The following is a 14,265-nucleotide window of genomic DNA, read 5'->3' on the forward strand; positions in this document are numbered from 1 at the left end:
GCGAAGGGGTTAAGCGACCACCTATGGACACCTTCCTGCAGGCCCTGCCGCTGCTGCTGCTGCTGACCCTGCTCGGCTCGGGACGGGTGGCGCCGGCGCCGGCCTGCCTCATTGCCCTGACCGCCTCGCTTCCAGGAATTGCCACGGTCCTGCCGCCAGAGCTCACCCTGTCCCGGTTCCTGGCCAGTGAGACGGCGCGCGCTGCCTATCTCGGTGCGCTTCCGGTCGCCATCCTCTCGGGCGGGCTGCTTTTCAGCCTCGTGGCGGCGCCGCGGGCAGGCGGGCCGGTGCCGCCCTCGCCGCGGCGCGCCTATCTCACCATTCTCGCCGGCTCCTTCGTGGAAAGCGTCACAGGCTTCGGTGTCGGGGCAGTGGTCACGCTGGGCGGGCTGCGCAGCATGGGCATCACGGGGGTGCCGGCGGGGGGCATGGCCGTCCTTTCCATGTGGCTGGCGCCCTGGGGCGGGCTGGGGCCTGGCCTGGCGCTGGGTGCGGCCCTGGCCGGGCGGCCTCTGGCGGAAACTTCCCTCGTCACGGCGATCCCGCATTCCGCGTGGCTTCTTGTCGCGCCGCCCGTCCTCTGGTCGCTGCTGCGCCGCGCCGGCCTGCCCGTTCCCGCGCGGGAGCGGCTGGTGCAGTTTGGCCTGCAGCTGGCGCTGGCGGCGCTGGTTCTGCTCGGCGCTCGCTTCCTGCCGGCCGAGACGGTCGGCCTTGTCGCCTCGGGCGCCGTGCTGCTGCCAGCGCTCTGGTGGTTCGCCCCGCCGCGGGATGCGCAGGGATGGGAACGCGCCCTCTCCATGATCGGCCCCTGGGCGCTGCTTACCCTGTGCCTGCTCCTCGCCCGCTCCTGGCACGCCGCGCCGGCCTGGCAGCCCTTTCCCGGGCTGCCGGCACTGCCGGTCACCCATGTGGCGGTCGTGCTCTGGGCCGTCTCCCTTCTCTTCCTGGCCTTCCGCGCCGACGCCCTGGCCCGGCTGCACGAGACATTGACGCGGATGCGCCGCCCCGGGATGGCGATGATGCTCTATGTGCTGCTCGGCCGGTGGATTGCGGGCTCGGGAGTCGCGGCCGCCCTGGCCCATGCGATCGCGGCAGGGCTGGGGCCGCTGGCTCCCTATGCCATCCCGCCGCTGGGCATGCTGGGCGGCGTGGTCACGGGCAGCAATGTCGGCGCGGCCTCGGCCATGATGCCGCTCCAGGCGAGCCTCGGCATCGCGGCGGGGCTGCCGCCCTGGCTCGCCCCGGGGCTGAACAACTCCGCCGGCAGCGCGGGGGCCAGCTTCTCCTTCGCAGCCACGGCACTGATCTGCGGCCTGCTCGCCGATGGCACGCGCCCGCCCGCGATCTGGCGCGCCGTTCTGCCGCTGATCATCGCGGTGCCGCTGATCGGCTGGGCGACCGTGGCGGTCCTGCGCGGCCTGGCGTAATGCCATGGGCATGAGCGCCCGCGCCGCCCGCCAGCATCTCGCCGCCGATCCCGTCCTCGGTCCCGTCATCGCCCAGGTCGGCCCGATGCGGCTGAAGCCGGTGAAGGACCGCGAACCCTATGAGGCGCTGCTGCGCGCCATCGCGCACCAGCAGGTGCATGGGCGCGCGGCGGAGGCGATGCTGAACCGCCTCATCGCGCAGGTGCCCCACGCCCCCTTCCCCTCCCCGACTCAGGTGCTCGCCCTGCCCGAGGGCGCGTTGCGGGCCTGCGGATTCTCCGGGGCCAAGCAGGCCGCCATCCTCGATATCGCGCAGAAGGCGGCGGCGGGCTGGGTGCCCACGCGCCGCGCCGCCGCCCGGCTTTCGGACGAGGCGCTGATCGAGCGGCTGGTGGCGCTGCGCGGCGTGGGCCGCTGGACCGTGGAGATGCTGCTGATCTTCACCCTGGGGAGGCCGGACATCCTGCCGGTGGATGATTTCGGCGTGCGCGAGGGCTATCGCATCGCCGCGGGGCTGGAGGCGCAGCCGAAGCCAAAGGAACTGGCCGCCATCGGCCAGGCCTGGGCCCCGTTCCGCTCCGCCGCCGCATGGTATCTCTGGCGCGCGGCCGACCTGAGCAAGGAGGGCCGCTTCAAGGCTCCGGCCGCACTTTGAGGTGCGGCCGAGGCAGCCCTCCCTCCCAGCTTGCCCCCGGCGCCCCCCGGTGGGCGGCGCCCGCTCAGTCCGCGGGCAGGGTGACCACGAAGCACGTGCCGGGTGAGGTCCTCTCGAAACGCAACTCCGCGCCGAGCGCCTGGGTGAGGACGTTCACGAGCCGCATCCCCAGACCGGCGCTCTTCGTCGGGTCGAAAGAGTCCGAGATCCCCGTCCCATGATCGGCGACCGAGAGCGCGAAGCTATCCTCCGAAATCCTGGCGAAGCCCACCTCGATGTCTCCCCCTTCGGCGGAACAGCCGTGCTTGAGGGCATTGGTGACAAGCTCGCTCGCGATCAGCCCCAGGCGGATCGCCCTCTCGTCGGGGATATGGCCCTCCTCGGCCGTCACGCGGATCCGCTGCCCCGGAAGCAGTGCCATGGAGTCCTCCAGATCGGCGCAGAGCGAGCGGAGATAGGCCCCGAACTCGATATGCGTGCCCCTGGTTGAGCGGTGCAGCGAGTCGTGCACCAGCGCCACGGACTTGATGCGTTGGCTTGCGCGGATCAGGTAGTCGGCCTCGTCGCGCTGAGCCGTGCAGCGCGAGGCCTGCATGCGCAGCGCGCTGACGAGGAGATGAAGGCTGTTCTTCACGCGGTGGCTCGCCTCGCGCATGAGCAGGTCATGCTCGGCCAGCACCGCGTCCCGTTCCGCCAGCATCCTGCACAGCTCCGCCTTGCTGCGCTTCGAGTAGGCGGCCGGCTCGGCCGGAGCTTCCGCGCCGCGCGCGTCGGGACGGTTCGCCCGGTCCCCGCTCATCGGCAGGTTCGCCAGCAGCGCGGGGAAGCTCCGGGGCGGCTCATACTCAATGAACCAGGGCATGCTTTCCGCTCCCCTCCTTAGGCTGGCGGTCCAACCGGATTTCGGCGAGCCGCGCGGCCTGCTCCTCGCAGAGCGCGGCACGGGCGTTCAGGTAGCGCGCTGCGAAGCTCCAGATCTGGCCGGCATCGATGACGGCCGGCTGATGCTTGCGGCTCAGGGCCTTGCACCGCTCCCGCTCGGCCTTGGCTTGCTCGCGGCGCAGCCAGCATGCACGGGCATCGGGATCATCTTTCAGTTTCATCGCACCTTTCCCTGCTGCATGCCGTCCTGCGCCGCGCCGGACGGCATGGTGGATGCTCGATCAGGCACGGGTCCCGCAGGGGGGCCCGCATTCGAAGATGCCGGCGGCCAGGAATTCGTCGCCGGTGTCGTGGAAACCGGACCGTCCGTAAGGCGCATCTCCCAACGACTGGTGCCGCGCCGCCTTGGCTTCCACCTCGATGGCGATCTGCACCCGGGAGCGACCGAAGGCCGGTATCAGTCCCCGCACGCGCGCCGAGGCAATGGCACCCTGGCCGAGCAGCTCCGCGACCAGCTGGGCATCCTCTGAGGGCAGCCGTCCGAGCGGGCGCCCGTCCTGCGCGCGCACCTCTACGCCGCTCCGGCCATTCGGGTGCAGGTCGAGCAGGGCACCGACGCGGAGCCCTTCGGATGCAAGAGGATCCCGGCCGGTTCCGCCTGCACCCAGCAGAAAGCTCTCGATCACGGGTTCTGCGCCTCCGTACGCCCGCCATTCGCCTCGTCGGGTGCGGCGTTCAGCGAGTTCAAGGCGGCTTCGGCGACAGCCCGGCCAGCCGCCAGGCCCTGGTTACAGGCCTGGGTGTAGCCCTTCATCATCTTCGTCCAGGACGCCTGCTGGGCATCCAGACCGAGATCCGCGGTCGTGCGGGGAAGAGCATCGAGCGCTGCCCGGGCCAGGCCGAAGGTGATCTCCTGCTGCCGCAGGAGGGTATCGCCCATGGCGGCGGCCGCGGCTTGGTTGGCCTTCACGACCGAGTGGCAGGCATCGAGCGCCTGCTCCATCATCCCGGGCATAGGAACGGCGACACCGGGCCAAGCCTTCGTCACCCACGGACGATTAACCCATGTTATAAACAAATCGTGGGAGCCATGGACCGCAGGGGTGGATGTGGCAGCAACCGTTACTTTGACTTCTTCCCTATTCGCCTCGGAATTGATCCTCATCAGTCCAGATCCCTTTGCCAGACGCAGCACGCAACAGTTTCAGCGCCAGCTGGTAACTTCGCGCTGATACGGCGTTACCTCACGCGTCTTTGTAGGCGGGTTCGTTCAGAATGAACAAGAACTTTCGACCATGACGCTGTGGAAATGGATAGGTTGTAATCACGCCGTGCGCGCCAACGAGCTTGAAAGATTTCAGGTTGTACAGGTGCGCCCCAGACCGGCGGTAAGTGCTTGGGCTACCTTTCCTTTCTTCGTGAGCCGCCCTATCTGCGCCTTGATATGTGTGAATCCGATTCCCCTCCTGAAAGCCAGGGTGCCAGCGCCGGCCGTGCCGTTGAGGCAGTGGCCGCGCTTCACCTGCTTGCTCTCAGGCGCCAGTTCTCGGCATTGCGGGAAATCTTCGGCGAGGATCCGCCCCATCGTGCTCGCGAGGCATTCTGGGTGACGCTGGAGGTGATCCAGGCGGAGTTTCGTGGCGAGCGGATCGCTTTGCGTGACCTCGTGACGCTTGCGGAGGGCTTGCTGAGCGGCCCCACCCTGTCACGGATCGTCTCCGACCTTGAGCGGGACGGCTTCCTGACGACGGAGCTGGCCGCCTCCGAACGCGGACGGCTGAAGCTGCTGCGCCCTACACCCCGCGCGATGGAGCTCCTCAGTTCGCGGGCGGACGATGCATTCTCCGAATTCGCGCAGATCGTGCACGCGGCGGAGGTGAAAACCTGATCCGCGTTGCCCCGGCCGCGCGGCGGCTTGCCCCGCACGCCTGCCCTAGCCGGCTCGGATAGCCTTGCGGGGCCCTCTCGCCCCGCTATGCGGCGGCGGGAAAGAAGCTCTCCAGCACTGCCGCGAAGCGATCAGGCTGCTCGGCATGGAGCCAGTGCCCCGCATCCTTGATGCTGACGAAGCGCACCGCGGGGAAGATTTCGCGGATGGCCGGCCGGTTCTCCGGCCGGACATAGGTTGAGAGCTCTCCCGTGACGAAGAGGGTGGGTCCTTCAAAGGACGCTCCCTGCGGCGGCGACCACCCCATGATCTCGGCCATGGAGGCCGCGATCCCCTCCAGCCCGATGCGCCAGCCCGAGCCATCCGGCATGCGACTGGTGAGGATGAAGGCGCGCACGCCGGCATCTTCTTCCACCGGAGCCAGCAAGGCATCCGCCTCGGCCCGGCTGGCGCCGGCCGGCACGGCGCGCATGGCTTCGATCAGCGCCGTCCAGCGCGGCGGATAGGCATAGGGGGCGATGTCCGCGATCACCAGCCGCGCGATGCTCTGCGGCATGGTGAGGGCCAGCATCATCGCAGTCTTTCCGCCCATGGAGTGGCCCACCACATCGGCCTGCGTGATCCCCCGCGCGGCCAGCGCCTCCGCGACGGTCTGCGCCATGAAGCGGTAGTCGAGGACCGGCACATGGGGGCTGGAGCCGTGATTCGGCAAGTCGAGGGCGATCACGCGGCGCCCGCCCGCGGCCAGCCGCCGCTGCAGCGCGCCGAAGTTCCGCGCCTGGCCAAAGAGGCCGTGCAGCAGCACCAGCGGCCGCCCCTCGCCCATTTCCACCGCGTTGAGGATCATCACCTCTTCCCTATCCGCGCACGGCGAGGGTGACGCTTGCCGCGATCAGCGCCCCGCCCAGCCAAAGATCCCAACTCAGTGGCTCTCCCAGCCAGATTGCCCCGCCCGCGACGCCAAGCACGGGCACGAACATGAACCCAACCGAGGCCACGGTGGAGGGCAGGCGCCGCCCGGCCTCGATCACGCTCCAGGTGCCGATCGGGGCCGCCACAAGGCCGATGAAGGCGGCATGCGGCCAGGCACCCGATCCGATCCCCCCAGCCGGCTCCCGCAAAAGCGCGAGCGGCAGGAGCAGCATGGTGCCGATCCCGAAGCAGAAGGGCAGCAGCTCCATCATGGGCCGCGAAGGCGGCAGGCGGCGGGTGACGATGATGGCAATGCTCCAGAGCAGCGCCGCGCCCATCAGCATCGCGTTTCCGGCCAGCACGCCGGGCCGCGACCATTCCATGGACCAGGGCCCGACCAGCACCACCGCGCCGGCCAGCCCCAGCCCCGCCGCCGCCCAGCGGCTGGCCGACACCCGTTCCCCGAGCACGAGCACGGAAAGCGGCACGAGCCAGAAGATCGTCACGTTGGACAGGACAGCGATCCGCCCCGCCGGCAGCACGGCCAGGGCGAGGTGCGTGAGCGCGAAGAAGCCGCCGAGCTGCAGCAGGCCGACCGCGAGCACGGTGGGCCAGTCCCGCGCCCCCGGAAGCCTCAGTCGCCTCAGGGCCATGAGGGCCAGGGCCGTTGTGATGGCGGCCAGCCCGGCGCGGCTCACCGCGAACCAAGCCGGCGTGGCGTGCTGAAGCGCATCCTTCGTGATCGGCCAGACGCCGCCGAAGAGAATGACCGCCGTGGCGAGCAGCCGGAGGTCGCGCGGGTTCACCCGCCGGGCCTCAGCCCAGCGTCAGCACGATCTTGCCGATATGGGCGCTGCTCTCCATCAGCCGGTGCGCCTCGGCCGCCTGATGCAGCGGGAAGGTGGCGTGGACATGCGGACCGCATCGCCCGGCCGAGAGGACCGGCCAGACCCTGGATTCCAGCGCCTGGGCGATCTCTCCCTTCTCCGCCGTGCTCCGCGGGCGCATCGTGCTGCCCGTCACCACCAGGCGCTTCAGCATGATCGGGCGAATATCCGCCTTCTCCACCTCGTTCCCGCTCATCGTCGCGATGATCACCAGCCGCCCGTCCATCCCCAGCACCCGCAGGTTCCGCTGGAAATAGGCGGCGCCGACCATGTCGAGCACGACATCGGCGCCCTTGCCGCCTGTCGCGCGCTTCATTTCCTCGGCGAAGTCCTGGGTCTTGTAGTCGAAGGCCTCCTCGGCGCCGAAGTCCAGGCATGCCTTCACCTTCTCCGGGCTGCCCGCCGTGGCATAGGCCTGCGCGCCGAACTCACGCGCGAGCTGGAGCGCGGTGGAGCCGATGCCGGAGGTGCCGCCATGCACGAGCACCGTCTCGCCCCTCGCCAGCCGTCCATGGCCGAAGAGATTGGCCCAGACGGTGAAATAGGTTTCGGGCAGGGCGGCCGCGCGCACGGCGTCATAGCCCTCCGGCCAGGGCAGGCATTGCGCCGCGGGGGCGGCGGCGAATTCGGCATAGGCGCCGCCATTGGTCAGGGCGCAGACCCGGTCGCCGGCGCGGTAGCGCGTGACCTCGGCGCCGGTGGCCACCACCTCCCCGGCCACCTCCAGCCCGATCACGGCGCTGGCGCCCTTCGGCGGGGGATAGAGGCCCTTGCGCTGCTGGACATCAGGCCGGTTCACCCCGGCGGCCATCACCCGGATCAGCACCTCATCCGCCGCAGGGCGCGGCACAGGGCCGTTGGCCGGCACCAGCACCTCCGGCCCGCCGCCCTGGCCATGGGCGACATAGGTCATGGTTTCGGGCAGTTGCGGCATGGGTCGGGCCTCCTCAGCGGCGCGGAAGGTCGGCGCCGGGGCTTCCCCCGTCAAGCTGGCCCGTCCCGGCCTGGCCCGCCCCGAATGGAACATGAGACGATCTGTTGCCCGCGCGGCCTTGCGCGCCGGCGCCCCAGGCGCGACGATCGGGCATCCCATGGAGCGCGAGAGGAAGACAGGCATCATGCGCCCGGCCGCGCCGCGCCGCAGCCTCCTCGCCGCGATCGCACCACTCATCGCCGGCAATCTTTCCCCGCGCGCCGCCGCGGCGCAGAGCTCGGTCGCGCCCGCGGCCGCGGCGGAATGGCGCTTCGGCGCGCTCTACCCGCTTTCCGGCGCCCTCGCCCTGCTCGGGGACGAATCCTACCGGGGCCTGGAGATGGCGGTGGAGGAGCGGAACGCCGCCGGGGGTCTTCTCGGCCGGCCCATCCGCCTGATCCGCGCCGATGCCAATGACCAGGCGGCCGCGGTGAACGAGGCCCGCCGCCTGATGGGGCAGGAACGCGTCTCCGTCCTGTTCGGCACCTATGGTTCCACCCTGTCCTTCGCGGCCACGCAGGTGAGCGAGGCGCAGGGCATCCCCTTCTTCGAGCTCGGCGCGATCGCGGACAGCATCACCGAGCGCGGCTTCCGCAACCTGTACCGCACCTGTCCCCGCGCCAGCGACTTCGCCCGTGTCTCGGCCGAGGCCGTGGCCGAAATCCTGCCCGGCTTGCTCGGCATCCCACGTGCCACCCTGCGCGTGGCCATCCTGCACGAGGACGGGCTCTACGGCACATCCGTCGCCGAGTTCCAGGCGGCGCGGCTGCGGGAAGCCAATATCCAGCTGGTGGAGGGCGTGGCCTACCCGACCCGCACGGCCGATCTCGGCCCGGCCGTCCAGCGCCTGCGGGAGGCCTCGGCCGATGTGCTGCTGCACACGGCCGGGCAGAACGACGTCGTCCTGCTCTTCCGCACCCTGCGCGAGGCCGGGTGGCGCCCGCGCATGATCATGGGCTCCGGCGCCGGCTACAGCCTCACCGACACAGCCCGCACCCTCGGCCGCGCGATGGACGGGGTGATGAACGTCGATTTCACGCAATATGCCATTGCCGAGCGGCTGGCACCGGGGAACGCCGCCTTCGCGGAAGCCTATAAGCGCCGCTACGGCTCCGACCCGCGCTCCGGCCATTCGCTGGCCAATCATTTTGGCGCCCGCATCGCCTTCGATGCCATCCAGCGCGCCGGCGGCACGGAGAAGGACCGGCTGCGCGCCGCCGTGCTGGCCACCACCCTGCCCGAGGGCGACAGCCCCACGGGGTGGGGCGCCGCCTTCGACGAGCGTGGCCAGAACATGCGCGCCCGCCCCTGGCTTGCCCAGTGGCAGGACGGGCGCCTCGTGACCATCCATCCTGAGGCAGCCGCCGTGGCACCGCCGCGCTCCCGCCTCGGGAACGACTGAGGAGAGGAAAGAACCATGCGGAACGACGAACGCGTCTGGCGCGCCGTGGATGAGCGGAAGGAGGATTACGCCACCTTCTCCGACCGGGTCTGGGAAATGCCCGAGATCGCCTATACCGAGCAGCGCTCCGTTGCCGAGCACATCGCGATGCTCGAGAAGGAAGGCGCCCGCATCACCCGCAACCTGGCCGATATCCCGACGGCGGTGATGGGCGAATGGGGCGAAGGTGGCCCGGTCATCGCCATCCTGGGCGAGTATGACGCGCTGCCCGGCCTGTCGCAGGTCGCCGGCATTGCTGAGAAGCAGGAGGTCGAGGCAGGCGGCCACGGCCATGGCTGCGGCCACAACCTGCTCGGCGCCGCCTCCCTTCTCGCCGCCGCGGCGGTGAAGGACTGGCTGAAGGAGAACAACATCCCGGGCCGCGTGCGCTATTATGGCTGCCCCGCGGAGGAAGGCGGCGCCGCCAAGGGCTTCATGGCGCGGGACGGCGTGTTCGACGACGTGGACATCGCCATTTCCTGGCACCCCGCCTCTTTCTCCGGCGTGAACGAGGCCGTCTCCCTCGCCAATACCCGCATCGACTTCACCTTCCACGGCCGCTCCTCCCATGCCGCCGCCGCGCCGGAGCTGGGCCGTTCCGCGCTGGATGCCGTGGAGCTGATGAATGTCGGCGTGAACTACATGCGCGAGCACATGCCGGACCATGCGCGCATCCACTACGCCATGCTGGATGGCGGCGGCATCGCGCCGAATGTCGTGCAGTCCCGCGCGAAGGTCCGCTACCTCATCCGCGCGCGCGACCTGCCCGAGCTGAACATGCTGGTGGGCCGCGTGAAGAAGATCGCCGAGGGCGCCGCGCTGATGACCGAGACGCGGGTTGAGACCGCGGTGGTCAGCGCCGTTTCCAACCTCCTCGGCAATACGCCGCTGGAGAAGGCGATGTATGACAACTTCCTTCGCCTCGGCCCGCCTCAGTGGGATGACGAGGACCGGAAGTACGCCGCCGAGATCCAGGGCACGCTGACCGAAGCGGATATCGCCGCCGCGCATCGTCGCCACGGGCTGAAGGTGGAGCCGGGCAAGTCGCTCTGCGACATCATCGTGCCGCTGGAGAACCGGGGCGAGGGTGGCGTCGGCTCCACCGATGTGGGCGATGTCTCCTGGGCCGTGCCCACGGTACAGGCGCGTGGCGCCACCTGCGCCATCGGCACGCCCTTCCATTCCTGGCAGCTCACCGCGCAGGGCAAGGCGCCCCACGCCCATAAGGGCATGGTCCATGTGGCGAAGGTGATGGCGGGCACGGCCGTGGACGCCATCCGCGATCCCGCACTGATCGAGCGTGCCAAGGCGGAGTTCAAGGAGAGGACGGGCGGGAAGCCTTATGAGTCCCCGCTGCCGAAGGATCTGGCGCCGCCGATCAAGGCGATGGGCCAGGGCGTGTGAAACGGATCGGGGCGGGAGGCCTTGCCTCCCGCCCCGGCGCTCTCAGTCCGCCTTGATGCCGGCGGACTGGATGATCGGCTCCCACTTCGCGATCTCGTCGTCCAGCCACTTCTTGGCCGTGGCCGGCGTCGTGTCGGACCGGGTCTCCATCGTCAGCGCGGAGAGGCGCTGCTGCACGCTTTCCATGGCCATGACCTTGTTGAAGGCCTGGTTGATCGTGCTGACCGTGGCTTCCGGCGTGCCCGCGGGGGCGAAGACCATGTGCCAGGTATAGGCCTCGTAGCCCGGCACGCCCGCCTCGTTGAAGGTGGGGATGTCCGGCACCTGCGGGATGCGCTTGCCGCCCGAGATCGCCAGCCCCTTCACCTCGCCGCGCTGCACGAAGGGCAGCGCGGAATTGGCGACGTCCAGCATCATGGCGACCGTGCCGTTCAGCAGGTCGGGCATGGCGGCGGCCGAGCCGCGATAGGGCACATGCGCCACCTTGAGGCCGCCGGCCTGGCGCAGGAAGAGCTCCGTGGCCAGGTGCAGCGCGGCGCCGTTCCCGGTGGAGGCGTAGTCATACTTGCCCGGGTTCTTCCTGAGGAGCTCGATCAGCTCCGGCAGGGAATTCACCGGCAGGTCCTTGTTCACCATCATCAGCATCGGGATGACACCGGTAAGGGCGACCGGGGTGAAATCCGCCAGCGGGTCGAAGGGCAGGCGCGGGAAGATCGCACGCAGCGCCGCATGGGCGATGGTGGTGTAGAGCAGCGTTTGCCCGTCCTTGGACGCCTTGGCCACCATGTCCGAGCCGACGACCACGCCCGCGCCGGTCCGGTTTTCCACGATCACCCGCTGCGGGAGCATCTTGGACAGCTCATCGGCGATGAGACGGGCCGGCACGTCGGTGGGGCCACCCGCGGCGAAGGGCACGACCAGCCGCACGGGCGCGTTGGGCCAGCTTCCCTGGGCGCGGACGGCGGGTGCGGCGAGAGGCGCGGCGGCAAGGCCGGCGGCCCCGGCGATGAGATGACGACGCTGGATCATGAAAGGCAGTTCCCTGGCGTATGGAAGTTTCGTCACCCCAAAAGGGGCGCCAGGGGGGTGGTGTCAACGCCTGGACGGGTCACGAGGCTCTCATAAACGTCTCGGTCCGTTGCACCCTCCGTGCCGAAAAGAAGCACCTGGCTGCCGGCGGACAGCCCCAGCGCGGCGCGGGCCTGCGGGTCCTGTGCCACAAGGGCAAGCCCGGCCAGCCCGGCCACGCCGCTCTCCCCGGCCTCCAGCGGCGGGTCGCGCCGCGCCAGCAGGCGCATGGCGGCAATGGCGGCCGAATCGGGGATCGCCATGAAGGCGAAGGCGGCGCGCTCCAGTTCCTGCCAGGCCAGCAGGCTGGGCTCGCCGCAGGCCAGGCCCGCCATGATCGTGTCCAGCTCTCCCGGAACCGTGCGGGCCTCCCCGGCCTCGGCACTGGCCAGGAGGCAGGCGGCACGCTCCGGTTCGACCACCACCAGCTTCGCTGCCTGCCCGTACCGGGCCCGCAGCGCCACGGAAACAGCGGCGGCCACGCCCCCTACCCCGCCCTGGATGAAGACATGGCTGGGTGGCGCGGGCATGGCATCCAGCGCCTCCTCCGCCATCAGCCGGTAGCCCTGCATCACCTCGCGCGGCGTCTCGGTATAGCCGGGCCAGGAGGTGTCGGAGACGAGGTGCCAGCCACCTGCGCGCGCGGCTTCCTCGGAAGCACGGACGGAATCGTCATAGGTGCCGGGCACCTCCCGCACCTCCGCGCCATAGGCGGCGATCGCGTCCCGCCGCCCCTGGCTGACGCCGGGATGGACGAAGATGACGCAGCGTGCCCCGAAGCGCCGGGCTCCCCAGGCGACGCTGCGGCCATGATTGCCGTCGGTGGCGCATGTGATGGTGACAGCCGCGGTGACGTCGGCGAAGCGCCCGGATTCGAGGTCCGCGACCGTGGCGGCATTGGCCACGCCCATCCGGGCCAGCTCCCGCGCGATCACGCCCGCCACAGCATGGGCACCGCCCAGGGCCTTGAAGGAGCCAAGGCCGAAGCGCGAGGCTTCCTGCTTGTAGAACACCGCGCCCAGGCCGAGCGGCGCCACGAGCTCGGGCAACGTAACCAAGGGGGTCGGCACGTAGCCCGGCCAGGCGGTGATGGCAGCCCTCGCGCGCCGCCACCCGCCCTCGGGCAGGACGACGACGCCGGGCACGCCATGGCGGGGATTGATGAAGAGGCGGAAGGGATGGTCCGTCATGCCGCGAAGAAGGTCACGCCGCGCGCCACCGGGCAACCTCCCCTCACCAGCAGAGCAGCAGGTCGATCAACATCAGCAGGTAGCCCAGGGCGATCACCACCAGCCCCAGGAACACCAGCACGATCCCGACGCCGTAGCGCAGTGTGTCCATGCCGTAGTCCAGCAGCATCCGGCCGAACGCCACCGTCTCCCGCCCGCCATAGCAGCTCCGCTTGGGCGGCTCCGGCCGCATCTGCACCAGGGGCGCGGCGCAGGCCGGGGCCGGGGCCTCGCCCGCCGCCGCGAAAAGCAGCAGCGGCAGGACGAGGAGGCGCCCCTTGCCGGCCACCGGCGGCTAGAGCCCCGCCCGGTCCAGGCGCAGGATGGCGCGTGCCAGGGCCTGGGCGCGGGGAACGAGGCTGGCCACCTCCAGATACTCCTCCGGGCTATGGGCCTTGCCGCCCACCGGGCCGACGGCGCAGAGGGTGGGCGCGCCCACCGCGGCGGTGAAGCCGCTATCGGCGCATCCGCCGGAAAACTCCCCCTTGATCTGCAGCCCGCTCTCGGACGCGGCGCCACGATACATCTCGAACATGCGCGCGGCGGCAGGGGTCTGGGTCAGGGGCAGGAACTCACCGCGAATGGTGAGCACCGCCTTCGTGCCGGGCACGAAGGACTTCGCCACGATGTCGTGGATCTTGCCCATGACCTCCTCCCGGTCCGCCGGCTCCACATAGCGCAGGTCGATCTGCATCTGTGCGGAGGGCGCCACCGTGTTCACGCTCTGCCCGCCGCTGACCAGCCCGACATTCAGCGTGATGCCGCGCTTGAGATCCGTCAGCGCATGGATGGCGGTCACCTTCTGCGCCAGCTCGCCGATCGCGCTGATCCCCGCTTCGAAATTGCCGCCCGAATGCGCGGCGCGCCCTTCGATATCCATCACCATGAAGACGCCGCCCTTGCGGCCCGTCACCACGCCGCCGCCGGGGCGCCCGGGCTCGGAGTTGAACACCACGCGGGCGCGGCGCGCCTCATCCTCGATCACCGGGCGGCCCTCGGGGGAGCCGATCTCCTCATCGCCGGTGAAAAGCCCGACCAGCGGGCCGGGCGCCCCGCCCATCTCCTTGAAGGCGGCGATGACGAACATGTTCATCACCAACCCCGCCTTCATGTCGGCCACGCCCGGGCCATAGGCGATGCCGTCCTCCACGCGGAAGGGCCGCCGCTCCGGCTCGCCCTTGGGGAAAACCGTGTCCCGGTGGCCCATCAGCACGATGTTGCGCTGGGCGTTGCCCTGGGCGGCCGCGTCGCCCTCGGCCGCAAGCGTCGCACGCAGGCAGTCGCCGAAGCGCTCGCCCGTCACCGTCTCCACGGGGATGCCGCGCGCACTGAAAAAGGCGCGGACCTGCTCGCCCACGGCATCCACGCCCGCCTTGTCATAGGAACCGCCATCGGTGTTCACCATGGCTTCCAGCGTGGCGAGCATCTCGCCCTGCCTGCCGGCCAGCCATTCCAGGACGCGGCTCTCTGTATCGGCACTCATTCGGGTCACTCCAGGA

General features: G+C 70.2%; 16 protein-coding genes. 5 read left to right on the forward strand and 11 right to left on the reverse strand.

Features of this window, described 5'->3' with window-relative positions; all coding sequences use genetic code 11:
- The first annotated feature begins 23 nt into the window (after positions 1–23).
- Both J8J14_RS10420 and J8J14_RS10425 read left to right on the forward strand, forming a co-directional pair.
- Complete coding sequence (locus tag J8J14_RS10420) at positions 24–1,427, forward strand: L-lactate permease (RefSeq protein WP_209379435.1); 1,404 nt, start codon at positions 24–26, stop codon at positions 1,425–1,427.
- 10 nt (positions 1,428–1,437) lie between these two features.
- Positions 1,438–2,082: a DNA-3-methyladenine glycosylase family protein gene (locus tag J8J14_RS10425; protein WP_209379436.1), complete on the forward strand. Its 645-nt coding sequence runs from the start codon at positions 1,438–1,440 to the stop codon at positions 2,080–2,082.
- 64 nt (positions 2,083–2,146) lie between these two features.
- Here the strand turns inward: J8J14_RS10425 and J8J14_RS10430 are convergent, their stop codons facing one another.
- Genes J8J14_RS10430 through J8J14_RS10445 form a run of 4 tightly spaced genes read right to left on the reverse strand, consistent with a single transcriptional unit; the run spans position 2,147 to position 4,129 of the window.
- Positions 2,147–2,944, reverse strand: coding sequence for a sensor histidine kinase (locus J8J14_RS10430; protein ID WP_209379437.1), 798 nt, complete (start codon positions 2,942–2,944; stop codon positions 2,147–2,149).
- Positions 2,928–3,185, reverse strand: coding sequence for a hypothetical protein (locus J8J14_RS10435; RefSeq protein ID WP_209379438.1), 258 nt, complete (start codon positions 3,183–3,185; stop codon positions 2,928–2,930). The genes J8J14_RS10430 and J8J14_RS10435 overlap by 17 nt, the downstream gene beginning before the upstream one ends.
- Before the next feature lie 60 nt (positions 3,186–3,245).
- The gene (locus tag J8J14_RS10440) at positions 3,246–3,650 is read right to left on the reverse strand and encodes a hypothetical protein (RefSeq protein WP_209379439.1); all 405 of its coding nucleotides are present in this window, start codon (positions 3,648–3,650) and stop codon (positions 3,246–3,248) included.
- A complete protein-coding gene (locus J8J14_RS10445; RefSeq protein WP_209379440.1) occupies positions 3,647–4,129 on the reverse strand; it encodes a hypothetical protein in 483 nt (160 codons plus the stop codon). The genes J8J14_RS10440 and J8J14_RS10445 overlap by 4 nt, the downstream gene beginning before the upstream one ends.
- 342 nt (positions 4,130–4,471) lie before the next feature.
- Here J8J14_RS10445 and J8J14_RS10450 point away from each other — a divergent pair, with 342 nt between their 5' ends.
- On the forward strand, positions 4,472–4,852 hold the full coding sequence (locus J8J14_RS10450) for a hypothetical protein (RefSeq protein ID WP_209379441.1): 381 nt from the start codon (positions 4,472–4,474) through the stop codon (positions 4,850–4,852).
- Between the two features lie 85 nt (positions 4,853–4,937).
- On the opposite strand, the gene J8J14_RS10455 is transcribed toward J8J14_RS10450, so the two are convergent.
- Genes J8J14_RS10455 through J8J14_RS10465 form a run of 3 tightly spaced genes read right to left on the reverse strand, consistent with a single transcriptional unit; the run spans position 4,938 to position 7,585 of the window.
- Positions 4,938–5,699, reverse strand: a complete 762-nt coding sequence (locus tag J8J14_RS10455) for an alpha/beta fold hydrolase (protein ID WP_209379442.1) — start codon at positions 5,697–5,699, stop codon at positions 4,938–4,940.
- A 10-nt stretch (positions 5,700–5,709) separates the two neighbouring features.
- Positions 5,710–6,570 (reverse strand): DMT family transporter, encoded by an 861-nt coding sequence (locus J8J14_RS10460; RefSeq protein ID WP_209379443.1) that lies wholly within the window; start codon positions 6,568–6,570, stop codon positions 5,710–5,712.
- Between the two features lie 10 nt (positions 6,571–6,580).
- The gene (locus J8J14_RS10465) at positions 6,581–7,585 is read right to left on the reverse strand and encodes an NAD(P)H-quinone oxidoreductase (protein ID WP_209379444.1); all 1,005 of its coding nucleotides are present in this window, start codon (positions 7,583–7,585) and stop codon (positions 6,581–6,583) included.
- 91 nt (positions 7,586–7,676) lie between these two features.
- On the opposite strand from J8J14_RS10465, the gene J8J14_RS10470 reads away from it, so the two are divergent.
- Complete coding sequence (locus J8J14_RS10470) at positions 7,677–9,026, forward strand: ABC transporter substrate-binding protein (protein WP_209379445.1); 1,350 nt, start codon at positions 7,677–7,679, stop codon at positions 9,024–9,026.
- A gap of 15 nt (positions 9,027–9,041) precedes the next feature.
- Positions 9,042–10,469, forward strand: coding sequence for a M20 family metallopeptidase (locus J8J14_RS10475; RefSeq protein ID WP_209379446.1), 1,428 nt, complete (start codon positions 9,042–9,044; stop codon positions 10,467–10,469).
- Positions 10,470–10,511: 42 nt separating this feature from the next.
- Here the strand turns inward: J8J14_RS10475 and J8J14_RS10480 are convergent, their stop codons facing one another.
- From J8J14_RS10480 to J8J14_RS10495, 4 genes are read right to left on the reverse strand one after another with little or no spacing between them, the layout of a single operon-like run.
- Positions 10,512–11,498 carry a Bug family tripartite tricarboxylate transporter substrate binding protein gene (locus J8J14_RS10480; RefSeq protein WP_209379447.1) on the reverse strand — a complete coding sequence of 329 codons (987 nt, stop codon included), beginning with the start codon at positions 11,496–11,498 and terminating at the stop codon, positions 10,512–10,514.
- Between the two features lie 32 nt (positions 11,499–11,530).
- Positions 11,531–12,727: a diaminopropionate ammonia-lyase gene (locus tag J8J14_RS10485; RefSeq protein ID WP_209379448.1), complete on the reverse strand. Its 1,197-nt coding sequence runs from the start codon at positions 12,725–12,727 to the stop codon at positions 11,531–11,533.
- Between the two features lie 43 nt (positions 12,728–12,770).
- The gene (locus J8J14_RS10490; RefSeq protein ID WP_209379449.1) at positions 12,771–13,055 is read right to left on the reverse strand and encodes a hypothetical protein; all 285 of its coding nucleotides are present in this window, start codon (positions 13,053–13,055) and stop codon (positions 12,771–12,773) included.
- Between the two features lie 6 nt (positions 13,056–13,061).
- The gene (locus J8J14_RS10495; protein ID WP_209379450.1) at positions 13,062–14,249 is read right to left on the reverse strand and encodes a M20 family metallopeptidase; all 1,188 of its coding nucleotides are present in this window, start codon (positions 14,247–14,249) and stop codon (positions 13,062–13,064) included.
- Between the last annotated feature and the right edge of the window lie 16 nt (positions 14,250–14,265).

Origin of the sequence: Pararoseomonas baculiformis (assembly GCF_017813395.1) — a bacterium.
GTDB lineage: Bacteria > Pseudomonadota > Alphaproteobacteria > Acetobacterales > Acetobacteraceae > Roseomonas > Roseomonas baculiformis.